A 25532-nucleotide genomic window follows, 5' to 3' on the forward strand; every position below is an offset into this window, starting at 1 on the left:
TTAAAATTAGGACATATTCCCGTAATATTACATTCGTGAAACGAATTTTATACCTACTTTCCTTTGTCGTGCTGGCTGGTTGTGGCCAAAGCGCCGAAAAGCGACCTGCTGACCTGTTGCCTGAGCAGAAGATGGTGCAGATACTGGCGGATGTGCACATTGCCGAAGCGCGCATCGAAAACCACGTCCTGTACCCGGATACCGCGCTGATGGTCTTCAACAAAGAGCAAATGCAGATTCTGTCCCAGCATGGGGTAGATGAGGAGGAGTTCCGCAAAACTTACCGTTACTATCTGAACAACCTCCCGCAGATGGACAAACTCTACGAGATCATACTGGATACGCTGAGTGTGCGTGAGGCGAAACTCCGCTCCACTGACACCACGGGCGCCCTGCCGGGTCGCCGACCCATGCCGGAGGGGATGAAGGAGTCTTTCTAACTTAAATCAGTTTACTGCCATTGGGTACCAGTCCGGAGGGCTGTGCTAACACAATGTCTCCGTTCTCGTCAGCAAACCCTGTCACCAGCACCTCTGACATGTATTTCCCGATCTGCTTGTTACCCAGGTTGGTCACACACAGCACCTGCTTACCAGGCAGTTCGCTCAAGGTATAGTGCTTCGTAATCTGAGCACTCGATCTTTTCATGCCCAGCGGACCCAGGTCAACCAGCAGTTTGTAAGCTGGTTTTCGTGCTTCCGGGAATTCAGTGGCCTCTACGATTGTGCCCACCCGGATGTCTGTCTGTTCAAAATGTTGCCATGATATGGTTGGCATGGCCTCTGTGGATGTATGCATGTTGGTGTTCGCTTTTCCCTCCCAAGTTAAGGATTCTGCTTTAAAATACGTCTTGTAGCGCCTTGCTATTGGCTTCTTCAGTAACATTAGGCCTATACCCGCGTATCCTATGCAACTGGCTTTCTTACTGTTAAAAAAGCTAAAAGTATAAGTAAGCCGAAGCTATTGCAAAACCTTAAAAACTATGAAAAGAGAATCTGGAGCTAGTTTACCCGTGTGGGTCGAAAATATAGCGATGCCCGTTACGCAACCCCTTCACGACAATATTAAATGTGATGTCTGCATTGTCGGTGCAGGTATAGCAGGTGTCACCACGGCCTACCTTTTGGCAAAAGAGGGACGTGACGTTGTCTTGCTGGAGGCCAAGGAAGTGGGAGGTGGCGAAACAAGCCGCACGACGGCTCATTTGTCCAATGCGCTGGATGAGCGCTTTGACGAACTGATCCGCCTCCATGGAGAGGACGGTGCCCGCCTGGCTGCCCAAAGCCACGGAAAGGCAATCGACAAGATCGAAGAAATTATAAAGGATGAAAAAATAGACTGCGATTTTGCACGGGTAGATGGTTATCTCTTCGCTTCAGACAATCAGCAGCAGGATGACCTGATGAAGGAACTGGAGGCGCTGCAGAAAATTGGCTGGATGGATGTGGTACTGCGTAAGCACAGTCCGCTGAGCACGCTGACGGACTTTCCATCTCTGCAATACCCCAACCAGGCGCACTTTCACGTCCTGAAATACCTGTCTGCTCTGGCTAATGCTTTTATCAACGCAGGGGGACGCATCTACACCAAAACCAAGGTAGAGCGCTTTGACACGGGTCCGGTAGTGACGGTTGTTTCGAAAGAGGGCCATGCAGTAGCAGCCAATCACTTGGTGGTGACGACCAACACGCCGATCAATGATATGGTGACGATGCACACGAAACAGGCGCCTTACCGGACCTACGCCATTGGACTTGCGGTACGGCAGGGCGATGTACCCGACGCGCTTTATTGGGACATGGAAGATCCTTATCATTATGTCCGTCTGCTGAAAGGCAAAACAGGCGGGGAGAATGCAGAGGAGCTTGACCTGCTGATCGTAGGGGGGGAGGATCACAAAACCGGGCAGGGCGATCACCTGAGTGAGCGATTCGACGCGCTCGAGCGATGGACCCGCAAGCATTTCCCGATGGCCAAGGAAGTGGTCTACCGCTGGTCAGGCCAGGTGTTGGAGCCAGTTGACGGGCTTGGTTTCATAGGACGCAATCCGGGTGATTCTGAAAATGTATACATCGCCACAGGCGATTCGGGCCACGGTATGACGCATGGCACTATTGCCGGTATGCTGATCACCGACCTGATACAGGGTAAACCAAATCCGTGGGAAAAGCTCTACGACCCTAGCCGTAAGAACAGCAAATCGGTGGGAGAATTTTTGAAAGAAAATATCAACGTGGCCGCTCAATTCAAAGATTTTGTGACGCCCGGAGAGGTGAAGGACCCTATGGAAGTGACGCCGGGAACGGGCAAAATCATGCGCAAAGGTATAAGTAAAGTGGCCGTGTACTGCGACCAGGATGGCGTGCGGCACCAATGTTCAGCAGTGTGTACGCACTTGGGATGCGTGGTGCACTGGAACGAAGTAGAAAGCTCCTGGGATTGTCCTTGCCACGGCTCCCGTTTCGATCCATTCGGTAGGGTAATTACCGGTCCGGCAACCAAAGACCTGGGGCCGGCAGAATAAACACCTGCCCAAAGCTCACAAAAAAGCCCTGCTTTGCAACTTAGCAAAGCAGGGCTTTTCTGATTGATGTGTTATTTCCAGGCGTCGAGTTCTTTCAGACGCTGTGATATGCGTTCATTCCAATCCTGCTGTACCTGTGCATCGAGTCCATGGCGGGATACTTTGTCGAAATGATCCTGCTCGGCTTTCCACGCCTTGAATGCGTTGCCAACAGTGGTGTTGAGGTTGGTTTTCAGGTTGCCGCAAGACATTCCAAGTTCTTTCAACTCTCTACGTAATAGGCGGGCATGCACCTCTGTGAGATCGAAATGCAGTTGCTCGTGTGCCAACAGCTTCTCTGACTTTTTGTTCTTAGACCAGGACTCACCCGGCAGGAACACGCACTTTACCTCGTAGTAAAACTTATTGTCTTTGCAACGTGCATCTACGGCCAGGTTAGCGGCAGTAAGGGCATGGTGCGGATTGTCAGACTCAGGAGTGCCCCTGAAATCTTCCCAGTTCAGTTTCCGGTTTGCAGACCATGCCAGCTGTTCATTATTAGAAACGCTGAGGTGTGCTGTGTTCGGAACATAAATAACAGACTCCGGCGAACCGGCTGGGGTGGAATGCGGCAATAGCAAGCCCACCAGTAGGCTAAGGAGTAGAGTAATGATAAACATCGGCTAAAAGTTTAAAAAGTCTCTATCGGGGCAACAGTGTCACATGTAAATAGGTGCCACTATTGCATTATTTTATTTGCTAAGCCTGCTGCTTAGCATTTTAAAGCGCCAAAATAGGAGTATAGCGGCGACAGATAAACCAACTAACAAACCGGTCCAGACGCCGTGCACGCCGAAATCGAGTTTAAAGCAGAGGATATACCCAACCGGCAGGCCAATCACCCAATAAGCGACCAGCGAGATAAGCCCAGGTATACGTACATCTTCCAGACCCCGCAGCGCGCCTAGTCCAACTACCTGCACTCCATCCGAAATCTGGAACAGTGCCGCGATGATCAGCAGGGTAGAGGCAAGTTCGATCACAACTTGATCGTCCAGGTAGAGGGAAGGTATAAAATTTTTCCCAGCAATCATAAGAAGTCCGCTGATCATCATGAACAAGACCCCCATTACAAAGCTACTGGTGCCGGCCACCTGCATGGCTCTGTAATTACGGAGTCCTTTCTGGTTTCCCACCCGGATAGTAGCCGCCGCAGCGATACCGCTCGCCATCATATAGGTAACCGAGGCTACGTTAATGGCGATTTGGTGTGCGGCCAGTTCCCGTGCGCCCAGCCACCCGATCATGATGGCAGAGAAGCTGAAGGCGCCCATTTCGAACACCATTTGCCCGGAGATGGGAAGACCCAGCCGAAAGATGTGGTACATGTGTACAAAAGACAGGTGCCGGAAGGTGAGGAAACGGTGGAAGGCAGCGAAGCGCTTGGCATAAAGCACATAACCACCCATCATCAGGGCCATGATGATGCGCGAGATCAAAGTAGCCCAACCCGCACCTACCAATCCCATGGGCTCAAATCCCAGCTTACCATAAATAAAAATGTAATTGAGCACCACGTTTAGGCCATTGGCTATAACAGATATATACATAGCCTGCTTGGTGAGGGAGAGCCCTTCTGCAAACTGGCGAAAAGCCTGAAACACCATCAGCGGCACCATAGACAGGAACAGGATATTGATATAAGGAATGGCCTGTCTGACCACTTCTTCCGGTTGGTTTAGCCAGGTGATGTAAGGAGAAAAAAAGTACCCGGCTATGAAGAGGAGGATGCCCAGCAGCAGATTGGAGAACAAGCCATTAAGCAATAGCAGCGAGATGCGGGTATAGTTGCGCCGGCCATCTGCTGCGGCAATCAAAGGCGTGATGCTGTACGAGACACCCAGCCCAAATACCAGCGTGATGGTGAAAATACTGTTGCCAAGCGATGCCGCCGCCAAAGGTACAGTACCGATCTGCCCTACCATCATACTGTCGACGACACTCACCATAATATGCCCCAGCTGACTTAACACAACAGGGTATGCCAGCATGAAATTTTTACGGAAGTGCTCTTTGTATTCTAATGATATCATCGGGTGTCAGGAAAAGGACTGCAAAATTAGCGCTTTTTCCTTTGCCCGACACCAGTGCGGTGGCTTTTGTACCTTATTTAGATCAGATCAGGAAGCTTCTCTTAGGCTGCGTAACTTTGCCAGAATGGCTTTTGCCGGAATCGGGAGCAAGACCAGCGCAGCTGTTAGAATGATCTTTTTGTTATCCATGAGCGAGTTGGTAAAAGTATAAGAGCGTAATTAAACGGCTTTAAAAAGCATGTCAGCAAAGTGGCCTTCTGCGTCAAGATAGGAAGTGACGAGTTCAAAACCGGCCGTGCTTCCCATTTCTTTGGCTTGCTGTAATGTGTACTTATGTGAATTTTCCGTGTGAACTGCTTCCCAGGCTGCAAAGGTATAACGCGTTTGCGTGGCTTCCAGGTATACCTCTTGCGCCCGCTGACTAACCAAAAAGCTTTTCATAACGCCCAACTGTGGGTCGTATAATGCAAAGTGCTTGAATGCATCCAGGTCGAAGTTTCCGCCCAGCTCCCGGTTGATACGATCCAGTAAGTTCAGGTTAAAAGCGGCGGTTATTCCGCTTGCATCGTTGTAGGCAGCCAGAATAGTATCCGGATCTTTGGATAAGTCCACACCCAATAGAAAGAGGTCGCCTGGATGAAGGTGCTGCCTGATCTGGCTGACAAACTCCAGGCCTTCTTCGCGCTCAAAATTGCCAATGTTAGAACCCAGAAACAGGACGACCTTTCGCTCTGTTAAGTGCTGTTCGAGCCATTGCAGTCCGGTAACGTACTCCGCCACGACCGCTTGCACATGCATGTCCGGATGCTCCTGCTGCAGATTTTTGCTGAGTTCCTTCATCGCAGCTCCAGATATATCCATCGGTACGTAGTCAAAGGGCTTTTCTTGACTGACCAGTTCCTGCAGCAAAAGCTTCGTCTTCATGGCATCTCCGGCACCCAGATCGACGAGGTGAAAAAAACCGCCGGCTGCAAAAGCCTTTGCCATAGCTGATCGGTGCTGCCGTATCAAACTAAACTCGGCGCGCGTCAGGTAATACTCGGGCAACGCCATGATCTCCTGGAAAAGCCGACTCCCTGTGGCGTCGTAAAAATAGCGGGATGACAATTTTTTCGGATGCTGGCTTAAGCCTTCCGCCACGTCTTTGGCGAATGCAGCACGATCCTGGCTGCCGTCGGTTTTGCGCGAGAGGTCAATCAATGTATTGGAGGTTGTTTGTAATAGCATAGTATTATTGTGCCAGTCTGATTCCGGTGAACTGCCAGCGTTTGTCAGGGTGAAAGAAGTTACGGTAAGTGGTTCTGATGTGGCGCTCAGGCGTGGCGCAGGAACCTCCGCGCAATACCATCTGGTTGATCATGAACTTGCCATTGTATTCGCCAAGCGCCCCGGCGGCGGTTGAGAAACCGGGATAGGGGTGATAAGCACTGTAGGTCCATTCCCAGGCATCACCATAGAGTTGCTGCATACCCAGACTTTGTGTGGCCACCGTGGGTTCATAGATTCCAGACTCCTGAAAGTTTCCTGCTTTGGGCTGGTATACCTGTGTGGTGGCTTCCCATTCAAACTCAGTCAGTAGCCGTTTTCCGGACCAGGCAGCATAGGCCTGTGCTTCGTAAAAGCTGATATGGCTAACAGGCTTGTGTAAGTCCAGTTTCTCCAATCCTTGCAAGGTATACTGGTACCAGTCACCGTCCTGTTCCAGCCAATACAGGGGAGCTTTCAAATTGTTGTTGCGTACCATGGCCAGGCCTTCATCCAGCCAGAATCGAAAGTCGCTATACCCGCCGTCCTGCATAAACTCCAGGTACTCGGCATTTGTCACCAGTCGGTTCATAACGCTGAAGTCAGCGAGCAACACCTCGTGCACGCCTAACTCATTGTCAAAGCAAAAGCCCTCTCCCTGAAACCCAATGCGGTAAATGCCGCCAGGCACCTCCAGAAACTTCGGTTTCCCTGGATATTTAGATGATAAGGCTGTACTGGCTTCGGCATAGGCCGGTAAGAGGGGATTGGTGCTGAGAATGTATTTGATGTCGGTGATCAGTAGCTCCTGGTGCTGCTGTTCGTGCTGTAGGCCCAGCTCGAGCACGGGAAGCAGCTCTTCGAGTTGGTCATCGCTCACGGTTAGCAGCAGTTCACCCATTTTCTCGTTCACATGCCTGCGATACGCATAAACATCCCGCAGAGGAGGGCGTGTAAGCGTACTTCTTTCTGCCCGCTGCACGCGGTTGCCCACCGAGTTGTAATAGGAGTTGAACAGGTAAGCATAGTTGGGGTGAAACACCTTGTAGTTTTTCAGGTATGGCCCTAACACAAACTGTTCAAAAAACCAAGTCGTATGCGCCATATGCCATTTAGGTGGACTCACGTCTATCATCGGCTGCACCACGGTATCTTCCGGCTCCAGGGGAGAACAGATCTTTTCAGTTTGGGTCCGAATCTGTTTGAATCGCTCAATTATGGTCTGGCTGATGGTGGCGGTAATCGTAGTCATAGTGTGTAGAGATCAGGAAGCGGTATAGAAGCAGGTATATTCGAAGTATTAGAGTGCTGCAAACTGTCGTATTAACTCTTTTTCTACGTACTTTGTTTACGACAAGCCGATTTTAGGAATTCTAAATTTTACGCCGATATGCCATTATTGCTGTCCGTTACGCCTCATCAGCTTCAGTTTAAATTCGATGCGCGCACCTCACGCGGTGCTATGCGCGTGCACCAGGTATACTACTTCGAGCTTCACGATTCGGAAAACCCGAAGGTTACTGGCGTGGGCGAATGTGCACCGCTTCCGGGTCTGAGCATCGACGCACGCCCTGAACTGGAAGCTAAACTCAGTCAATTGGCAGCAGCTGTGAATGAGCAGCATTTGGCTGTAGATGAATTGCAGCAGATGCTAAAGTCTGCCGAATTGCGTGATTGGCCGGCCATCCGGTTTGCGCTCGAAACAGCCCTATTGGATTTGAAACAGGGAGGAAGGAAAATCCTATATACCAGCGAGTTCAGCCAGGGCACGGCAGGTATACCTATTAACGGCCTGATCTGGATGGGAGAGAAGGACTTCATGCAGGAACAAATCAGGAAAAAACTGGCGGAGGGCTATACCTGTCTGAAACTGAAGATCGGCAGCCTGGATTTTGCCACAGAACTCGACTTACTGCACCAGATCCGGGAAGTTGCCGGGCCGGAAGACCTGACCATACGGGTGGATGCCAACGGTGCCTTCGCGCCCGACGAGGCCTTCCGCAAACTGGAACGACTGGCCAGGTATAACCTGCACTCCATAGAGCAACCCATCCGACAAGGGCAACCCGAACAGATGCAGCAGCTCTGTGCCTACACCCCCGTTCCGATCGCGCTCGACGAGGAATTGATCGGTGTACAGGAAACAGCTCTACAAATGGAGCTACTGGATTTTGTAAAGCCACAATACATCATCCTGAAGCCAACCCTGGTAGGCGGCCTACAAGCGAGTGCGGATTGGATCAGGCTGGCAGAAGAACGCGGCATCGACTGGTGGATGACTTCGGCTCTGGAGTCGAATATCGGACTAAACGCAATCAGCCAGTTTACGGCTGGGAAGGACATTAGTATCCCGCAGGGTCTTGGCACCGGGCAGTTATACCATAACAACATTGCATCTCCACTGCAAATAAGAAAAGGCTGGCTATGGTACAGCAATGGGGCATGGGGCGAGCTGCAGAAACCGGTTTAACTTATACCTATACCTATACCTATACTTTTCTGGGTACTGCCTTAAAACAAAAAGAGGCCTGCATAACTTGCAGGCCTCTTTTAAATAAAGACTGGTAAATGGCTTAGTTCGAACCCGGACGACCGCCGCGGTACATACCCGGGCCACGCTGCAAGTTCTCTTCAGTGGCCGGGGCTCCTTTGTAGCTGCGGATGTTGTAAGAGAAGGTCAGCATGAAGAAGCGCTGCAGCACAGTAGACTGCACGTCTTCTACATAAGATTCTGTCACATTGCGGCGAATGCTCACGTTCTGGTTCATCAGGTCGTTCACGCTCAGGCTAATTTCGCCCTGCTTGTCTTTGAAAATCTTCTTGCCCAGACTCATGTTCCAAAGGAGGAAACTGTTATCCACGCCTGCTGAGAGACCAGAGTTGTACTGGTGGTTCAGCTCAGTGCGGTAAACCAGGTCTTTCCAGAGTATCCAGTTGTAACGGAGACTCGTGTTTTGGTTGAAGAAATTGTTGTTCTGGGTAGTGCGCAGTGTATTCGATACAATGTTGTAGCTCGAGAAGGTAGACACCGTAAAGTCAATTTTCTCACTGATGTTACTGCTGATGTTAAAACCGGCGCCCAGGTTCGTGTTGTTAGAATAGTTTACCTGCTCGTCAATCATACCTGGAATTCTGGAGTAACCCACCGAGCCGTTCACGTTAAAGTTTGAACTGATGAAGTTGAGCGGCTGTCCGTAGTTGAAGAAAGAGCGCACATTGTAAAAACCGTCCATGTTCACAGGGCGGCTCAGGCGCGCACCTGGTCGGAACTCATACCCTTCGGCTATACCCTCCGGCACATTGGTTGTATACACGCTGTTGGCTACGTAATTGTTGGTCATGGTACCGAACATACCGATAAAGAACACGCGGTTGGTTTCAGCATTGAAGTTACGGTAACGCGCGTTGAAGCGCGTCTGGTAATCCTGATCCAGATCTGCGTTACCGATACGAGCCTGCAGCGGGTTAGAGATGTCCAGCACTTCCTGTAGCTGCTCCACAGATGGTGCGTTGGTGTTGGTTCTCAGGTTGAGCGTCAGGTTCTGCGACTGAGAGAACTTGTACTCATACTCTGCAGAAGGCAGGAAATTGTTGAATTTGCGCTTCAGGGGATCGAGGTCAACCGGGAACTGGCTGTCAGTGTCTAGGGTGGCGAACTCGTATCGGGCATTCAACTGCAACCTGGCCTTGTCGTTACGGTACTGGTAGCTTGGGCCCACACTTTGCGAGAGGTAATCGCTCTTGAATGTGCTGCTCAATGGCATGTTGAAATCAGCATATTCACCGGCAGTTTCTACGTAGTCATACGTTCTGCGGTCCGAGTCACGCATCTGGTTGCCGATGTTGTATTCGAACTGCAGGCGTGATTTCTCACCTAAACGCTGCGAGTAGTTCGTGCCTCCTGACCAGCTGAAGTTTGTACGATCCAGACGGATGTACTGGTCACGCAGTACGTTTCGGTCAGGATTCTCAAAGTTCTGGGTTTGCTCATACTGGAAACCATCACCGTCCACATTGTTGATGCTGGTGTTGAAGTTGGTTGTCAGAATGCGGCCCGAGTCGCCGAAGCGCTTCGAGTAGAGGATGTTGTTGTTGAAGTTAAAGGACGTATTGTCTGAGCTAGAACGGTTCAAAGACTCTGACAATGTACCATTCAAATCAAAAGTACGTGCATTTCTGCCGGTGAAGCCTTCATCGTTCTGTACGCGCAGACTTGGCGTTACGAGCAGGCGGTTGTTCTCGTTGATGTTATACTGCAGGCGCATGTTCAGGCGATGGCCGTCTTCACGGTCTCTGTTGTTGGCGTCTTCCGTATACTGCAGCCCTGCCTCGTCAGACACGAAATCGCGGAAGCGGTACTGGTCGTTCACAATGTCACGGTTAGAATAGTTGTAGTTGGCGCTCACATCCATCTTCTTACCCCACTTGTCTTGGTAGTTTATACCGAAATTGTTTGTGTTGATGATGCCTATCGGGGAGCCACCGCCCCAGCCGCCTCTACGGCCGCGCATACCACCACCCGGTGTTTCGCCGATCGAGAAGTCGAACATGTTGATGTTATTGGTCAGACCGGTTACCGTGATGCGGCGGTCATTGTTGAAGTAGTTGATGGCTGCACCAGCCATGTAGCGGTCATCGGTGCCGTAACCTGCCGAGATCTTGCCGGTATAGCCTTGCCGACGGTCTTTTCTGGTGATGAAGTTAATGGTCTTCAGCCGGTTGCCATCCTCGAAACCACTGAATGCCGCCTGGTCGCTCTGCGCATCAAAAATTTGCACATTCTCGATCATGTCGGATGAGATGTTGCGCATGGCTGAGGTCACGTCTTCGCCGGTATAGCGTTTTCCGTCGATCATCACCTGGCGCACTTCCTCGCCCTGTGCCTGTATGCGGCCGTCCTGCACCTGCACACCTGGCATTTTGGTTACCAGATCTTCCGCGCTGGCGTCTGGCGCTGTTTTAAAGGCCTTGGCATTAAACTGCGATGTGTCACCCTTCTGCTCGCCGAGCGGGGCACGTCCGATAATCTGTACTTCACCCAGGCGGGTGTTTTGCTCCTGCATGCTCAATACACCCAGGTTGATTGGGGCCTGTGCTACCTGTACCGATCTGGTTAGCAGGTCGTAACCCAGGTAACGAACTTCCAGAGTATAACTCCCGGAAGGCACTCGCTCAAAACGGAAGGCGCCCTGCACATCGGTCGAGGTAGTCAGAATCGCCTCGCTGGCGGCACGTTTCATAACCACGCTGGCACCCGGCAGGCCGCTCTTGTCTGTAGCGCTCTGCACTGTGCCGGTAACCGTCTGTGCGTATATTTGTGAAAAGCCGATCAGCATGACCAGCAGAGAGAATAACTTTCTCATTCTAGATGTTGTGTAGTAGTGGGACTTTAGTGTACTGCTTTATTGGGGTAATGCTTAATCAGGGTGACTCCCGTGAAGGATCACCCTTTACTGAAACCTTTAGAGCATGCGTTAGCTGTGAAGGTTTAACCATCAATCAAAAATATTTCCGGGGAATTATCCGATAGGGGGAGAAAGAGGATCTTTCAGGATGAAACATCCTCCAGGATTGGATGTGAGCAACCCGGCCTCCCCATCTGAAAAGAGTGACTTGCGCAAAGCCTGTACGCTGATTTTGAACCAGGAGCCTGGCGTGGCAGGTATTGCCTTACAGATATTTTTCCAGAAGCAATGTTTTGACTTTGTGCATACCTGTGCTTGCCTTTTCTTCGAACAGGTGCAGGCTGGGGCGAGAACGCACATAGGGAAGGTTGGGGTCTACGACCAGGATGGGCGCATCATCAGGTACCAGATCTACCAGTCCGGCAGCAGGATATACGACCAGCGAGGTACCTACCACCAGAAAGATGTCGGCTCGCATGGTTTCTTCCATTGCCTGCTCCATCATGGGCACCGGTTCTCCGAACCACACTATGTTGGGCCGCAGCTGCGACCCTCGTTCGCATTTATCACCCAGGTTCAACTGCCAGCCTTCCATCGGGTAAATTAATTTAGGATCGAGGGTGCTGCGACTTTCAAAAAGCTTCCCATGCAGGTGGATGACATCGGTAGAGCCAGCACGCTCGTGCAGGTCATCCACGTTTTGTGTGATGATCTTGACATCGAAGTCCTGCTCCAGCTCAACTAGAATTTTGTGACCTGTATTGGGTTGCACGCTGTGCGCGTTTTTCCGGCGCTGGTTATAGAAATCCAGCACCAGCTCCGGGTTTTTGCGCCATCCCTGCGGGGAGGCTACTTCCATCACATCGTGCCCTTCCCAAAGTCCGTTTGCGTCACGGAAGGTGGCAATGCCGCTTTCTGCACTTATACCTGCCCCTGAGAGCACAACGAGTTTTTTCTTTGCCATCTGGAGTTGTTTCGTTTGTTTTAAATACTGCCTGCAACCCGATCAGGTTTGATCTGCGCCTCACCAAAGCCGATACGTTATACCTATACCTATACCTATACCTATACTTGTGGACTTAACTACTGGTATAGGTATAACGCAAAAAAGCCGCTCGGTTTGGAGCGGCTTTTTTAATATTATTTCTTCTTTGGTGCGACGGCTTTCTTTGCTGCCGGTTTTTTCGTTGCTGGTTTCTTGGCTGCTGTCTTTTTAGCTGCTGGTTTCTTCTCGGCTGTAGCGGTTTCCGTTTTTTTCTTGAATCCGCCGCGGCCTTTCTTTTCCGGGGTCTGCTCCGCCAGATCCAAACACTCCTGCAGGGTCAGTTCAGCCGGCTCTTTGCCTTTCGGTATTTTTACGTTCTTCTTGCCTACCACAATGTAAGGGCCATACCTGCCGTTAAGCACCTGTACCTCCGGGTTCTCCGGGAACGATTTGATCAGTTTCTCTGCATCTGCCTTGCGCTTGGCCTCGATCAGGGCAACTGCCTCCTCGGCCGTTACCGTCATCGGGTCCATTGTCTTGGGTAGCGAGTAGAACTTGCTGGCATGACTGATGTAAGGGCCGAAACGACCAATGGCAGCCTTCATTTCTTTGTCTTCATACATACCTACAATGCGGGGCAGTTTGAACAAGTCCAGTGCGTCTTCCAGCGTCAGGCTTTCAAGAAACTGGCCTTTGCGTAAACTGGCATAAACCGGCTTCTCACCGGTTTCTGTGTTTTCCTCACCCAATTGCACATAAGGTCCAAAACGACCCAGCTTGGCTATAATTTTCTGTCCAGACACAGGATCTATCCCTACCTCACGCGCACCGGATACGTCAGCACGGTTGATGTTCTCGCTGTTTTCGATGCGCTTATGAAATTTCTCATAGAAATTCTCCAGCATCTGTTCCCATTCCTGCTGCCCTTGTGCGATCTCGTCAAACTCAGCCTCCACACGTGCGGTGAAAGAATAGTCGATTACATTCGGGAAATGCTCGACCAGGAAGTCGTTCACTACCATAGCCATATCCGTTGGAAAGAGCTTGTTTTTCTCAGCACCCGTTATTTCGGTTTTGGTCTGTGCAGTTATCTGGTCACTTTTCAGGGTGAGCACGTTAAATTTACGCTCTTTGCCTTCCCGACTGTCTTTCTCCACATAGCCACGTTTCTGAACCGTGGAGATAGTAGGTGCGTAAGTCGATGGTCGGCCGATACCCATTTCTTCCAGTTTCTTTACCAGGCTGGCTTCCGTATACCTTGGTGCCGGGCGAGAGTAGCGCTGGGTTGCCTGCATCTGGCGCAAACCAAGTGTCTGGCCAATGCTCAGGGGCGGCAGCATGCCTTTCACATCTTCATCACTGCCTTCTTCGTCGTCTTTCGACTCGATGTATACCTTCAGGAATCCTTCAAACTTAATCACCTCACCGGTAGCTACCAGTTTGTCAGGCTGTGTGGAAATGTCAATCGTGGCCGTCGTCTTTTCGATCTCAGCATCCGCCATCTGGGAGGCAATTGCACGCTTCCAGATCAGCTCGTACAGGCGCTGCTCGTTGCGGTCGCTGCTGGCAGTCAACTGCGTAAAATCAGTTGGGCGAATGGCTTCGTGCGCTTCCTGTGCTCCAGATGATTTGGTTTTGAAGCGACGAGTCTTCACGTACTTCTCTCCGAAGGAGTTGCGGATAGCATTTGATGCCCCTTGTATTGCCTCATCCGACAGGTTGAGGGAGTCGGTACGCATGTAGGAGATCTTACCGGCTTCGTACAGGCGCTGCGCTACCGTCATGGTCTGGGCTACTGAGAAGTAGAGCTTGCGGCTGGCCTCCTGCTGTAGAGTAGAGGTCGTGAAGGGAGGAGCAGGGCTGCGCTTGAGTGGTTTGGTCTCGAGGTTGCCAATGGTATAGATTGCTCCGATGCAGCGCTGCAGAAATGCCTGCGCCTCATCTTCTGTTTTGAATTTTGTTGGAAGTTCTGCTTCCAGAGTCTTGCCCTGCACATCAAACTGTGCAGTAATCCGGAAAGTCGGCTCGGCGTTGAATTTCTCAATCTCGCGCTCACGCTCCACCACCAGGCGTACGGCCACAGATTGTACCCGTCCGGCGGAAAGACCGGTCTTGATCTTTTTCCAGAGCACTGGCGATAGCTCGAAACCCACCAGGCGGTCAAGCACACGGCGGGCCTGCTGCGCGTTTACCAGGTCCATGTCGATGCCACGCGGGGAGCTAATGGCGTTCAGGATGGCGTTTTTGGTAATTTCCCGGAAAACGATGCGGCGAGTTTTCGCAACGTTCAAGTCCAGGGCTTCGGTCAGGTGCCACGAAATAGCTTCCCCCTCGCGGTCATCGTCCGATGCGAGCCATACGGTTTCCGCTTCCTTGGCTAGTTTTTTTAACTGTGATACTACTTCCTTTTTGTCGCTCGATATCACGTAAGTTGGTTTAAACTTATTTTTGATATCGATAGCGTTGTTGTCTTTAGGCAGGTCCCGCACATGGCCGAAACTCGATTTCACTACAAAATCTTTTCCCAGATATCCTTCAATCGTTTTGGCCTTGGCCGGTGACTCGACTATGACTAGATTTTTTATCATCCTTTATATTTAGGGGCGATTCGTTTGAATTTTGCCCAAAGTTCAAATTTTTTTTCAAACATATACAACCTGAAATTGATAACATAGGTTTAACATGGCTACATTGTTTTGGTAAACAGGCTGTTTTTAGTAGCTTAACTCTCTATACGGACCCTTTTTATATTTATATGCAACGACTGTTAGTCATTTGCCGCCATGCAGAGTCAAATGATCCTTTCCCGCTCCAACCTGACTTTGAGCGGGAACTTACAAAAAATGGGCAGCATCAGGCTCGTATTACCGGAAAATGGCTCCGCGACACGTTCCAGAAAGTGGATGCGATCTTAAGCAGTCCGGCCCCCAGGGCCGGTATGACCGCCCGATTGGTAGCTGAGAAACTTTATTTTGATGAAGAGCAGATCGAGTACGTACCGGACTTCTACAACGCGCGGGAGAGTGTGCTGATTAATGTGCTGGGGAAACTGCCTGACCATGTCACACGGGTAGTGCTGGTGGGTCATAACCCTGGTATAACAAGTCTGACCCGCACGATTTCAGCCCAGCATGTAGGCTACCTCGACCCCGCAGGCGCCTACGCAATTAAACTGGACCTGGCCACCTGGCAGGAACTACACGTCAAGAATGGAACACTGGAATCGCATTTTGCGCAGCCTTGAAGCCGTAGATGGCCCTGTGACATAATTTGTCAATTATTTTTGATAGCTTTAGAACAATTAAATTCGCACCTATACCTGATCATCAAACAGCCGGATGAAAACCAAAATAGTAGCCGTTATTAACCAAAAAGGCGGCACAGGCAAAACCACCACCACCATTAACCTGGGCAGCGCATTAAGCAAATTAGGGCATAAGGTACTCCTGGTTGATCTCGACCCGCAAAGTAATTTATCGTACAGCCTCGCTGTTTCCTCGCCCGACCATACGCTGGCCGAAGCCTTTTTAGGCACTCATTCCATAAAAGATATTTTGGTCGAGAAAGACGGCCTATGGGTAGCACCGGGTTCGAATGAGCTGGTAGATGTGGAGATATCGCTTGTATCGCAGCCGGACCGGGAGCAGTTCCTTAAAATTATGCTTCAGCAGCTGAAAGGCTTTGATTATGTGCTGATTGACTGTCCACCCTCACTTTCGGTACTCACCCTGAATGCGCTGACAGCTGCCCATGAAGTGCTTATACCTTTGCAAATGGAAGTGCTCACCCTGCAGGGCCTGGACCAGATCATGCAAACCATCTCGAAAGTAAAAAAAGCTTTTAACCCGAAACTTAAAATCAAAGGAATCGTAGTGGTTATGTTTGATGTGCGGCGCAAGTTGAGCCAGGAGGTGCTCGCCTATCTTCAGGAAAACGTGAAAGAAAAGATTTTCGACAGTCAGATCAGGCTGAATGTGAAATTGGCCGAAGCGCCTTCATTTGGTAGAAGTGTACTCGATTATGACAGCTCCTCGAATGGGGCGAAAGACTATACTGCACTTGCCGTTGAATTCAGTCAAGTATAACATGTGTTTGCAAACAATCGCAATTTTTTAAGTAAATTGCATAACATTCCCTTTGTACTGTTCAGCCGGTCAGCTATAACTGATGCTGACGAAGGGCCGAACAGATGACAAACCCCATACAACCCTAAACATATGGCCTTAGGTAAAAATTTGAAGCTGAGCAAAGACAAGCTCATCAGTGACGTAGACACCAGCCAACCAGAGAAGACGACTCCGTCGCGCTCGAAAGCGAAACAGCAGACTCCTGCTGCCACTACGACGGTGGAGGAGAAACAGGAGACGCCTCAATTGGAACAGGACAGCGCAACTACTGCTGCTCCGGCAGCTAAGACTGATACTGCCGACACTCCTGCCAAGAAAGATGCTGGTGCCAGTGCGCTTTCGGTTAAAAGTGCGCCTAACGGAAAGCAAAACCGCAAACAGGTGCTGCCCTCCAGCCCGGAATACATTGGGGAACAGCTTAATAAAGTGCTTTATGCCCTTGACGCCTTTAAAAAGGGGGATATCTCGGTTCGTCTGACCAAACAGAACGACGATATCTTCGCTGAGATCGCTGAAGCCTACAACTCGATGGTGGAAATGATCGGTGGTGTAGGTGGCGAGGTGTCCCGTATCTCGAAAGTGGCCGGTGTGGAGGGTAACCTGAAAGCCCGTGCCTCGGCTGAGAACGCTTCCGGTTTCTGGAAGGACATGATCAATAACATCAACGGTTTGGTGGATTCTATCGCGGTTCCGGTACTTGAAGTGGGTAAAGTACTGAAGAACATTTCGCGTGGTAACCTGGACGAGACATTCCAAATCCCGGTATCGGGTGACTTCAAGGTCATGGCCGAGACCATCAACCGTACGATTGACAACCTGAACCTGTTTGCAGGTGAGGTAACCCGTGTGGCGCTTGAAGTGGGTACCGAGGGTAAACTGGGTGGTCAGGCATCGGTGCCAAACGTGGCCGGTGTTTGGAAAGACCTGACAGACAATGTAAACACGATGGCCAGCAACCTGACCTCGCAGGTACGTGACATTTCGAGTGTGGCGACTGCGGTGGCGAAAGGTAACCTGGCTCAGAAAATATCAGTGGATGTACGCGGTGAGTTTGCCCAACTGAAGGACAACATGAACCAGATGGTGGACTCGCTTAACATCTTCGCCGACGAGGTGACCCGTGTGGCAAGAGAGGTGGGAACAGAGGGACGCCTTGGTGGTCAGGCGAAAGTGCCTAACGTAGGAGGGGTTTGGAAGGACCTGACTGATAATGTGAATACGATGGCCAGCAACCTAACGTCGCAAATGCGAGACATTGCAAACGTATCTACCGCGGTGGCGAAAGGAGACCTGACTCAAAAAATAACAGTGAATGTGCGGGGTGAGATGGCCGAGTTGAAAGACATCATCAACCAGATGGTGGACTCGCTCAACATCTTCGCCGGTGAGGTAACCCGTGTTGCCCGTGAAGTGGGAACAGAAGGTAAACTAGGCGGGCAGGCAGCTGTACCGAATGTTGAAGGTACCTGGAAAGAACTGACCGACAACGTGAACCTGATGGCTGGCAACCTGACCCTGCAGGTACGTGACATCGCCGAGGTAGCAACCGCGGTAGCGAAAGGTGACCTGACCCAGAAAGTGTCTGTGGACGTGAAAGGGGAGTTGGGTGACCTGAAAGATATTCTGAATGAAATGGTGGACCGACTGAATGTGTTTGGCGCGGAAGTAACCCGTGTGGCACGTGAGGTAGGTACCGAAGGTATACTGGGTGGACAGGCCAACGTGCCAAATGTAGCCGGCATCTGGAAAGAGCTTACGGATAACGTGAACTACATGGCCTCCAACCTGACGCTCCAGGTACGTGACATTGCCAATGTGGCGACTGCGGTAGCGAAAGGTGACCTAAGCCAGAAAATCACAGTGAACGTGAAAGGCGAACTAGCCGACCTGAAAGAGAACCTTAACCAGATGGTGGACTCACTCAACATCTTTGCTGACGAGGTAACTCGTGTGGCAAGAGAGGTGGGTACGGAAGGTCGCCTAGGCGGCCAGGCATCGGTGCCGAATGTGGGCGGTGTTTGGAAAGATCTCACGGATAACGTGAATACCATGGCCTCCAACTTAACACTTCAGGTACGTGACATTGCCAATGTAGCCACCGCAGTAGCGAAAGGCGACTTGGCGCAGAAAGTGTCTGTGGATGTGAAGGGTGAGCTCGGTGAACTAAAGGAAAACATTAACCGCATGGTGGACTCCCTAAACATCTTCGCCGGTGAGGTAACCCGTGTGGCCCTTGAAGTGGGTACCGAGGGTAAACTAGGCGGACAGGCCAACGTGCCTAACGTGGCCGGTGTATGGAAAGACTTAACTGATAATGTAAATACCATGGCCTCCAACCTGACAACCCAGGTACGAGGTATAGCAAAAGTAGCCACCGCGGTAGCGAAAGGCGACTTGAGCCAGAAAATCACGGTTGAGGCGAGAGGTGAGATCCTTGATCTTAAAGAAAACCTGAACCAAATGGTGGACTCACTCAACATCTTCGGTGACGAAGTAACGAGAGTGGCCCGCGAGGTAGGTACGGAAGGTAAACTAGGCGGACAGGCCAATGTGCCAAATGTAGCCGGAACCTGGAAAGACCTGACGGATAACGTGAACTACATGGCATCCAACCTGACTTCTCAGGTACGTGACATTGCCAAAGTTGCGACTGCTGTTGCGAAAGGTGACCTGAGCCAGAAAATCACGGTGGAAGCCCGCGGTGAGATCTTGGACCTGAAGGAGAACCTGAACCAGATGGTGGACTCACTCAACATCTTCGCGGACGAGGTAACGAGAGTTGCCCGCGAAGTGGGTACGGAAGGACGACTAGGTGGTCAGGCCAATGTACCAAAAGTACGTGGTACCTGGAAAGAGTTGACAGACAACGTGAACACCATGGCCAGTAACCTGACCCTACAGGTACGCGACATTGCTAAAGTTGCCACTGCTGTTGCGAAAGGTGACTTGACGCAGAAAGTGTCTGTGGATGTGAAGGGTGAGCTGGGCGAGTTGAAGGAAAACATCAACCGCATGGTGGACTCCCTGAACATCTTCGCCGGTGAGGTAACCCGTGTGGCCCTTGAAGTGGGTACAGAAGGTAAACTGGGTGGCCAGGCCAACGTGCCGAACGTAGGCGGTACCTGGAAAGACCTAACCGATAATGTAAACACCATGGCCTCCAACCTGACAACCCAGGTACGAGGAATAGTACGCGTAGTAACTGCGGTATCAAAAGGTGACCTGACGCAGAAACTGACCCTCGAAGCAAGAGGCGAGGTAGCAGAACTGGCCGATACCATCAACACCATGGTGGTAGACCTGAACCGCTTAGCGGGTGAGGTTAGCCGTGTGGCAAGAGTAGCCGGTGTGGAAGGAAAACTGACCGAGCGTGCCACACTGCAAGGTGTAGGTGGTAGCTGGAAAGAACTGGTAGACACCCTTAACGATCTATTAGAGTCCATTGTAACGCCGGTACTGGAAGTATCCCGCGTGGTGCGTGCCATTTCTGAGGGTGATTTGACCCAGAAAGTAGAGGCCCATACCGCTGGTGATATCCTGGACATGGCCAATGCCCTGAACCTGGCTGTTGACAACCTGAACGCCCTTTTGGGTGAGATCAACGACTCTTCGCTGGTAGTAGGAAGCTCTTCCGAGGAAATGGCCGACAAAGGTCTTGAAATGAACCGCGTAACGCTGGATGTGGCGCTTGCCATGCAGCAAATGGCGGAGGGTGCCCAGAATCAGGCTCTTAAGACAGACCAGGCTTTCAAACTGATAGAAGAAATCATGAAGACCACGAAAGACACGGCCAACCGTGCGGAAGTGGTGAACAAATCAGCTTTGCTGGGTGAGGAAACCTCCCAATTGGGTCTGAAGACAGTGGCAGAAGTGGTGAAGAACATGGAAGAGATCTCCAGTTCTGCTTCACTTACCTCTAAGACGATTGAAGTACTAAGCGCCCGTTCGCAAGAGATATCCAAATCACTTGGTGTGATCACTGACATTGCAGCGCAGACAAACCTGCTTGCTCTAAACGCTGCTATTGAGGCGGCCCGCGCAGGTGAGGCAGGACGTGGTTTCGCGGTAGTAGCCGAAGAGATTCGTAAGCTAGCCGAAGGATCACGCAAGTCAGCGAGTGAAATTGCCACACTGGTTGAGGATGTGAAAAAAGATACGGCCTCTGCCGCGATGGCGATTTCGACGATGGAAGGCCGCGTATTGAAAGGAAAGAATGCGACATTTGAAGCATCAGGCGCCTTTAAGAACATTGCAGCTTCAAGCGGCGAAACACTCCGTACCGCGCAGGACATCCTGACAGCGACCGAGGTGCAGAAGTCGTCGATCGGAGACGTTGTGAAATACGTGGAAGAAGTGGTAGCCATTGCCGAGCAAACAGCCTCGGGTACGCAGCAGGTAGCCAGTACAGCTAAGCAGCTGTCTACTTCGATGCAGGAACTGACTTCATCTTCGCAGAACCTGAACGACATTGCCGCTGACCTGCAAATCAGTATCTCTGCCTTCAAACTGGTGGATGGCAACCTGGTATTTAATCACAGCCCGAATAACCGCCGTCTGGCTTCTATGCCTACAAAGCCTAAGCAGAAGCAATTGGCTGGTAATGCGCGTCTGAGCTCCGTTAGCTCCAGAAATAAGAACAGCGAGGACAGCAGTAAATAAATCGTTCCGGACTGATGAAAGATAAGACTAACAAAAAAGAAGGGCCTTCAGCAGCCGAAGCCGTTGCAGCCAGACCGGATAATTCGGCTGAAACTGCGGTGGATTCTGCGAAAGAGAGCCCTGCCAAGCCTCAGGCGGTGAAGGAAGAGATGATTCACCTGATCGTCTTTAAGCTTGGTGCGGAGGAATATGGCATCAAAATAGACCAGGTTAAAGAGGTAACGGTAACTCCAAATGTAACACGTATGCCGCGTACGCCTGATTTTATCAAAGGTGTGGCCAATATTCGTGGTGATATTATCGCTATCATGAATCTGGAGGAGCGTTTTGGCATACGCTCTGTTCCATTGGCGAGTGACGTGAATCCGCATATTACTTATACCTTGGTGATAGAAGCCAAAGAGTACAGTATAGGTGTGATCGTGCGCGAGGTGCCGCAGTCGCTGAACCTTTCTATGACCAAGATTGATAAGACACCTTCGTTTTTGCAGGACATCAACATCCACGAAAATTTCATCGAGGGTATTGCCAAGGTAAATAACCGCCTGATCATTGTGCTGGACATGTACAAAATACTGACCCAGGACGAAATCAGGGAGTTGAAAAATAATTAAAGCAATTCATTCAAATTGAAGCTATACTTTAAAGTATGAAAAGAATTCTGATTGTAGATGACTCCTTCTACATGCGCACAATGCTCAAAAACATGCTCACAGACGCAGGTTATGAGATAGTTGGTGAGGCTCCAAACGGGCAGACAGCACTGGAACTGGCTAAAGAAACCAATCCGGACCTGATTACCCTCGACGTGATCTTGCCAGACAATACAGGACTTGACGTACTGAAAGGTATAAAAGCAGATCAGCCAGACATGAAGATCGTGATTGTGAGCGCCGTAGGGCAGGAGGTAATAGTGAATGAAGCGCTGGAGTACGGAGCCCTCTCTTACATTGTAAAACCTTTTTCAGAGGAAAAGGTGCTGGAAGTCGTTAAGAAGGCGCTGGGAGAATAGTTTTATTCTGACTTTAGGAGTACTCATTGTTGGCAGTAGGAAAGGAGTCGTACTTTGAAAGGACAGAATAACAGGCTGAAAGTATTGGTTGCTGACGGGTCAAGTCATGCCCGTCTGGTGCTTGAAAGCATCCTTAGCTGTTCCCCTGATCTGGAGGTAATTGGCCTGGCTTCTAATGGAGCACAGTTGCTGGAAACTCTACGTCAGCAGAAGGCGGATGTCATACTTGCTTCAGTAGATCTTCGGAAAAACGAGCATTTGCTCGTCTTCAAGCAAATTTTCAGCGAATGCCCCACCCCGATCGTGATGCTGGTGGAGAAAGACCAACTTAATCTGGAGCTTCTCAAGGAAGCAATCGATCTGGGCGTTTATGGGGTAATATTGAAACCAGGACCTTCGTCAAGACCTGCCTACAGGAATATGTCGGAGGAAATATGCCGGAAAGTGACTGCGGTTCGGGAGTCAGAATACTGGGATCCTAATAAACGTTTGAGCATGCTGCGGGAAGAAACACAAATTTTTACCCCGGCAGAGCAGAAGGAGCCACGGAATGTGACGGCCGACACCATTATTGTGGTGGGTGCATCAACAGGCGGTACGCAGGCAGTAGAGCAGATTATCCGGCAACTGGATCCGAAGCTGAAGGCTTCTGTTTTAGTAGCCATACACCTGCCACCGAAGTTCACGCACAGCTATACACGCAGACTAAAAGGTATGACGGACCTGACAGTGATAGAGGGGCGTACAGGCTTGGTGCCAAAACCAGGCAAAGTAATAATAGCCCCCGGAGGCAGAAATATGATCGTGCACACTGTGATGGGAAACGCCTCCAGTCTTAAGATTGGCTTTAGTGAGGACGTTGATGCCGGAGATGATTTGCCTTCGGTTGACCAACTGATGATGGCGGTGGCACAGACTGGCGTGCCACGCGTGATCGGTGTGATTTTGACAGGTATGGGCAAAGACGGGACAGCAGGAGTATTGGCCATCGCACAGCGTAAAGGCGGGCATGTAATAGCACAGGATGAGGCCTCGTCGGCCATTTTTGGAATGGCAAAATCAGCTATAGATAGCGGTAACACCGACAAAGTGCTGCCTTTGTCAGAAATAGGCCCATATCTGAACCAGTATGTGGCGACTAGACAGCAGCAAGTCAGTACAACTGACGTGAATTCATGAAATCGAGAGAGCAGGAGTATAAAGAAATATTTATAGCAGAAGCGCTGGAGTATTACGACGCCCTTAACAGGCTCATCAGCGAACTGGAAAAAAAACCGCAGGACGATCAGGTGCTGGCGGAAATATTCCGTATGCTCCATAACTTGAAGGCGAACGCGAAAGCGATCGGTTACCTGCAGATCTCTGATGTATCGCATAAACTTGAAACAGCCTTTGGCCTGATCCGCAACAAGGAGCTGAGTTTTAGTGATGAAGTGGTGGGTGTTCTTTTTGACGGAATCGACCTGCTTGGCGAGCTCATCAAAAGCATCGACAGCGAGCGGCAGGTAGAGATTGATCCGGTTCTGATCCGAAACCTGGATATCATTGTGGATAGCCTTTCGGATAGTACGGTGGAGTTGGCCAAGGTGCAGAAGTTCAGTACCTCCCGCAACCTGACGCTGTCTGACCTGATCTATATTCAGGTAAAGAAGCTGGACCACCTGATGAACCTGGTGGGGGAGCTGATCATTGACCGGGACCGCATTCTCTCCCTGAGTCGTGAATTGGATAATGATGAACTAAAGAGCGTGAGCTCACACCTGTACCGAATTACAGAGGAACTGCAGTACAGTGTAATGGACGCGCGTCTGGTTAGCATCGGCACTTTGTTCAACAAATTCCCGAGGGTAGTACGCGATATCTCAACTGCAGAGAAAAAGGAAATAGACCTGGAGCTTAGTGGTCAGGATATTCAGATAGACCGCAACATTCTTCAGATCATGACTGACTCGTTGCTTCACCTCATGCGCAATGCGATCACGCACGGCATTGAAAAGCCTGAACAGCGCGCAAAGGCAGGTAAACCGAAAGCTGGTTCGCTTCAGTTGTCTGCCCGCAGTGACCGTGAAAGCGTGATTATCAGTCTGTCGGACGATGGGAAAGGTATAGATATTGAGAAGGTTAAAAAAGCTGCGGTGGCCCGGCAGTTGGTGCCAGCAGACGTAGCGGATGGGCTGCCAGATTCTGATGTGTATTCTTTCCTGTTTGAGCCTGGTTTTTCGTTGGCAAAGGAAGTGACAGAATTCTCTGGTCGGGGTGTAGGATTGGACGTTGTGAAGAATGCGATCGACTCAATAGGCGGCCGCATACGTATAGAGTCTGAAAAGGGAAAAGGAACCTCCTTCATTCTACAGCTACCAACTTCCATTGCGGTTAAAGGAGCCCTTTTGTTTGAGATAGACAGTATTTTTTATGCCATCCCGCTGATTCATACTGATTCTGTTGTGGCAATGGACAAAGACGAACTCCACGAAGTAGGAGAAGTACTTGTTGCCGACATCAAGGGCGAGACAGTAACGGTTGTATACCTGGACGAGCTCCTGAATGTAGCGGAAAGCCAGATGCGACTGGGGGATAAAACACGATTAAAAGGTCAGGTGCAGAACATCATCATTGTTTCGTACAACAACCGCAAGCTCGGCCTGATTGTAGACAAGCTTTATCGCCAGCAGGACATAGTGGTAAAACCGCTAAGCAAACCGCTGGACAGCATTGATATATATGGCGGTGTCACGCTTCTTGGTACAGGCAAAGTGTGCCTGGTGCTGGATGTGCCTGCCATAACCAAATACTTTGTGAACAGAAGATGAGGAACTGAGGCGATGGATAACATAACTATTAACACGATGGACATGATGGATACGCATGTAACCGAGTTGGAAAAGGATATTATCAAGGAGATCCTGAATATAGGACTGGCTCGCGCCGCCGATTCTTTCGCTACAATCGCCAAAGACAAGGTAATGCTCAAGGTGCCCGATGTGCAGTTGATCGAAGTGAAGGACCTTATTTCACTCATAGCGAAATATGAAAACTCTCACTTTATAATTCAGTCTGATATAAAAGGTGACTTTAATGGTGCTACGCTCATGCTCTTCTCTGATGAGCACATAGCCCTGCTCTCCAACGTTTGCCTCAGCATGCTGAACGTGCAGAAGGGGGAACTGAACGTCATGCAGGAGTCGCTGCTACTTGAAATCAGCAATATCATTACAGGTGCACTGGTAACGCAGTTGGCAAATATTCTAAAGAGTAATATTTACGGCTCACCGCCTAAAGCGCCTAAGAGCCATATTGCGAATTCATTGAAGGACATCCTGGTGCAGCACCCACTTTTCCAGCCGCTCGTGTTCACTGTCATCACAAAGTTTCAGCACAACTCAAAAGACATAGAACTGCCACTGCTTCTGTTCTTCGACTCAAGTACACTACTGAAGATGCTCGAAATCATCAGAACTTTTAAGGTATAAGCAGCCGATCATATTCCTGGCCTATAATTTTTT

The 25532-nt window shown here is 50.4% G+C and carries 19 protein-coding genes; 11 read left to right on the plus strand and 8 right to left on the minus strand.

Annotated elements, in window-relative coordinates; translation table 11 throughout:
- The first annotated feature begins 35 nt into the window (after nucleotides 1-35).
- Nucleotides 36-440, plus strand: a complete 405-nt coding sequence (locus C8E01_RS06635) for a DUF4296 domain-containing protein (protein WP_243409455.1) — start codon at nucleotides 36-38, stop codon at nucleotides 438-440.
- 1 nt (nucleotide 441) lies between these two features.
- Here C8E01_RS06635 and C8E01_RS06640 read toward each other — a convergent pair whose 3' ends face one another.
- Complete coding sequence (locus tag C8E01_RS06640) at nucleotides 442-798, minus strand: tRNA-binding protein (protein ID WP_116542691.1); 357 nt, start codon at nucleotides 796-798, stop codon at nucleotides 442-444.
- A gap of 184 nt (nucleotides 799-982) precedes the next feature.
- On the opposite strand from C8E01_RS06640, the gene C8E01_RS06645 reads away from it, so the two are divergent.
- Entirely contained in the window at nucleotides 983-2524 is a 1542-nt protein-coding gene (locus C8E01_RS06645) for an FAD-dependent oxidoreductase (RefSeq protein WP_116542568.1), read from the plus strand.
- A 71-nt stretch (nucleotides 2525-2595) separates the two neighbouring features.
- Here the strand turns inward: C8E01_RS06645 and C8E01_RS06650 are convergent, their stop codons facing one another.
- The 4 genes from C8E01_RS06650 to egtB all read right to left on the minus strand — a co-directional run bounded on the left by C8E01_RS06650 (nucleotide 2596) and on the right by egtB (nucleotide 7093).
- The gene (locus tag C8E01_RS06650; protein WP_116542569.1) at nucleotides 2596-3183 is read right to left on the minus strand and encodes a DUF922 domain-containing protein; all 588 of its coding nucleotides are present in this window, start codon (nucleotides 3181-3183) and stop codon (nucleotides 2596-2598) included.
- Nucleotides 3184-3255: 72 nt separating this feature from the next.
- Nucleotides 3256-4596 carry an MATE family efflux transporter gene (locus C8E01_RS06655; protein WP_116542570.1) on the minus strand — a complete coding sequence of 447 codons (1341 nt, stop codon included), beginning with the start codon at nucleotides 4594-4596 and terminating at the stop codon, nucleotides 3256-3258.
- 219 nt (nucleotides 4597-4815) lie between these two features.
- A complete protein-coding gene (gene egtD, locus C8E01_RS06660; RefSeq protein ID WP_116542571.1) occupies nucleotides 4816-5823 on the minus strand; it encodes an L-histidine N(alpha)-methyltransferase in 1008 nt (335 codons plus the stop codon).
- 4 nt (nucleotides 5824-5827) lie between these two features.
- A complete protein-coding gene (gene egtB, locus C8E01_RS06665) occupies nucleotides 5828-7093 on the minus strand; it encodes an ergothioneine biosynthesis protein EgtB (protein ID WP_116542572.1) in 1266 nt (421 codons plus the stop codon).
- Nucleotides 7094-7231: 138 nt separating this feature from the next.
- Between egtB and C8E01_RS06670 the strand changes: the two genes are divergently transcribed.
- Nucleotides 7232-8311, plus strand: a complete 1080-nt coding sequence (locus C8E01_RS06670) for an o-succinylbenzoate synthase (RefSeq protein ID WP_116542573.1) — start codon at nucleotides 7232-7234, stop codon at nucleotides 8309-8311.
- A 103-nt stretch (nucleotides 8312-8414) separates the two neighbouring features.
- Here the strand turns inward: C8E01_RS06670 and C8E01_RS06675 are convergent, their stop codons facing one another.
- The 3 genes from C8E01_RS06675 to topA form a co-directional block, all read right to left on the minus strand.
- Nucleotides 8415-11204, minus strand: a complete 2790-nt coding sequence (locus C8E01_RS06675) for a TonB-dependent receptor (RefSeq protein WP_243409456.1) — start codon at nucleotides 11202-11204, stop codon at nucleotides 8415-8417.
- Between the two features lie 307 nt (nucleotides 11205-11511).
- Nucleotides 11512-12210 carry an SIR2 family NAD-dependent protein deacylase gene (locus C8E01_RS06680; RefSeq protein WP_116542574.1) on the minus strand — a complete coding sequence of 233 codons (699 nt, stop codon included), beginning with the start codon at nucleotides 12208-12210 and terminating at the stop codon, nucleotides 11512-11514.
- Nucleotides 12211-12386: 176 nt separating this feature from the next.
- On the minus strand, nucleotides 12387-14819 hold the full coding sequence (topA, locus tag C8E01_RS06685) for a type I DNA topoisomerase (RefSeq protein WP_116542575.1): 2433 nt from the start codon (nucleotides 14817-14819) through the stop codon (nucleotides 12387-12389).
- 167 nt (nucleotides 14820-14986) lie between these two features.
- On the opposite strand from topA, the gene C8E01_RS06690 reads away from it, so the two are divergent.
- The 8 genes from C8E01_RS06690 (at nucleotide 14987) to C8E01_RS06725 (ending at nucleotide 25499) form a co-directional block, all read left to right on the plus strand.
- Complete coding sequence (locus tag C8E01_RS06690; protein ID WP_116542576.1) at nucleotides 14987-15475, plus strand: SixA phosphatase family protein; 489 nt, start codon at nucleotides 14987-14989, stop codon at nucleotides 15473-15475.
- Between the two features lie 94 nt (nucleotides 15476-15569).
- Entirely contained in the window at nucleotides 15570-16316 is a 747-nt protein-coding gene (locus tag C8E01_RS06695) for a ParA family protein (RefSeq protein WP_116542577.1), read from the plus strand.
- A 132-nt stretch (nucleotides 16317-16448) separates the two neighbouring features.
- The gene (locus tag C8E01_RS06700) at nucleotides 16449-21017 is read left to right on the plus strand and encodes a HAMP domain-containing protein (RefSeq protein WP_116542578.1); all 4569 of its coding nucleotides are present in this window, start codon (nucleotides 16449-16451) and stop codon (nucleotides 21015-21017) included.
- A gap of 14 nt (nucleotides 21018-21031) precedes the next feature.
- Nucleotides 21032-21631, plus strand: coding sequence for a chemotaxis protein CheW (locus tag C8E01_RS06705; protein WP_116542579.1), 600 nt, complete (start codon nucleotides 21032-21034; stop codon nucleotides 21629-21631).
- Nucleotides 21632-21666: 35 nt separating this feature from the next.
- Entirely contained in the window at nucleotides 21667-22029 is a 363-nt protein-coding gene (locus tag C8E01_RS06710; protein WP_116542580.1) for a response regulator, read from the plus strand.
- Between the two features lie 54 nt (nucleotides 22030-22083).
- Nucleotides 22084-23208 carry a chemotaxis protein CheB gene (locus C8E01_RS06715; protein WP_116542581.1) on the plus strand — a complete coding sequence of 375 codons (1125 nt, stop codon included), beginning with the start codon at nucleotides 22084-22086 and terminating at the stop codon, nucleotides 23206-23208.
- Nucleotides 23205-24839 (plus strand): chemotaxis protein CheA, encoded by a 1635-nt coding sequence (locus tag C8E01_RS06720; RefSeq protein WP_116542582.1) that lies wholly within the window; start codon nucleotides 23205-23207, stop codon nucleotides 24837-24839. Before C8E01_RS06715 ends, C8E01_RS06720 begins: the two co-directional genes overlap by 4 nt.
- Before the next feature lie 12 nt (nucleotides 24840-24851).
- Complete coding sequence (locus C8E01_RS06725; RefSeq protein ID WP_243409457.1) at nucleotides 24852-25499, plus strand: chemotaxis protein CheC; 648 nt, start codon at nucleotides 24852-24854, stop codon at nucleotides 25497-25499.
- The last annotated feature ends 33 nt before the right edge of the window (nucleotides 25500-25532 follow it).

It is taken from the genome of Pontibacter virosus (assembly GCF_003096355.1).
Classification (GTDB): domain Bacteria; phylum Bacteroidota; class Bacteroidia; order Cytophagales; family Hymenobacteraceae; genus Pontibacter; species Pontibacter virosus.

What these genes read in the sequence shown, in the direction of transcription:
- C8E01_RS06640 (WP_116542691.1), bottom strand. Translation starts at nt 798, where the DNA reads ATGCATACATCCACAGAGGCCATGCCAACCATATCATGGCAACATTTT.
- C8E01_RS06645 (WP_116542568.1), top strand. Translation starts at nt 983, where the DNA reads ATGAAAAGAGAATCTGGAGCTAGTTTACCCGTGTGGGTCGAAAATATA.
- C8E01_RS06650 (WP_116542569.1), bottom strand. Translation starts at nt 3,183, where the DNA reads ATGTTTATCATTACTCTACTCCTTAGCCTACTGGTGGGCTTGCTATTG.
- C8E01_RS06655 (WP_116542570.1), bottom strand. Translation starts at nt 4,596, where the DNA reads ATGATATCATTAGAATACAAAGAGCACTTCCGTAAAAATTTCATGCTG.
- egtD (WP_116542571.1), bottom strand. Translation starts at nt 5,823, where the DNA reads ATGCTATTACAAACAACCTCCAATACATTGATTGACCTCTCGCGCAAA.
- egtB (WP_116542572.1), bottom strand. Translation starts at nt 7,093, where the DNA reads ATGACTACGATTACCGCCACCATCAGCCAGACCATAATTGAGCGATTC.
- C8E01_RS06670 (WP_116542573.1), top strand. Translation starts at nt 7,232, where the DNA reads ATGCCATTATTGCTGTCCGTTACGCCTCATCAGCTTCAGTTTAAATTC.
- C8E01_RS06675 (WP_243409456.1), bottom strand. Translation starts at nt 11,204, where the DNA reads ATGAGAAAGTTATTCTCTCTGCTGGTCATGCTGATCGGCTTTTCACAA.
- C8E01_RS06680 (WP_116542574.1), bottom strand. Translation starts at nt 12,210, where the DNA reads ATGGCAAAGAAAAAACTCGTTGTGCTCTCAGGGGCAGGTATAAGTGCA.
- topA (WP_116542575.1), bottom strand. Translation starts at nt 14,819, where the DNA reads ATGATAAAAAATCTAGTCATAGTCGAGTCACCGGCCAAGGCCAAAACG.
- C8E01_RS06690 (WP_116542576.1), top strand. Translation starts at nt 14,987, where the DNA reads ATGCAACGACTGTTAGTCATTTGCCGCCATGCAGAGTCAAATGATCCT.
- C8E01_RS06695 (WP_116542577.1), top strand. Translation starts at nt 15,570, where the DNA reads ATGAAAACCAAAATAGTAGCCGTTATTAACCAAAAAGGCGGCACAGGC.
- C8E01_RS06700 (WP_116542578.1), top strand. Translation starts at nt 16,449, where the DNA reads ATGGCCTTAGGTAAAAATTTGAAGCTGAGCAAAGACAAGCTCATCAGT.
- C8E01_RS06705 (WP_116542579.1), top strand. Translation starts at nt 21,032, where the DNA reads ATGAAAGATAAGACTAACAAAAAAGAAGGGCCTTCAGCAGCCGAAGCC.
- C8E01_RS06710 (WP_116542580.1), top strand. Translation starts at nt 21,667, where the DNA reads ATGAAAAGAATTCTGATTGTAGATGACTCCTTCTACATGCGCACAATG.
- C8E01_RS06720 (WP_116542582.1), top strand. Translation starts at nt 23,205, where the DNA reads ATGAAATCGAGAGAGCAGGAGTATAAAGAAATATTTATAGCAGAAGCG.
- C8E01_RS06725 (WP_243409457.1), top strand. Translation starts at nt 24,852, where the DNA reads ATGGATAACATAACTATTAACACGATGGACATGATGGATACGCATGTA.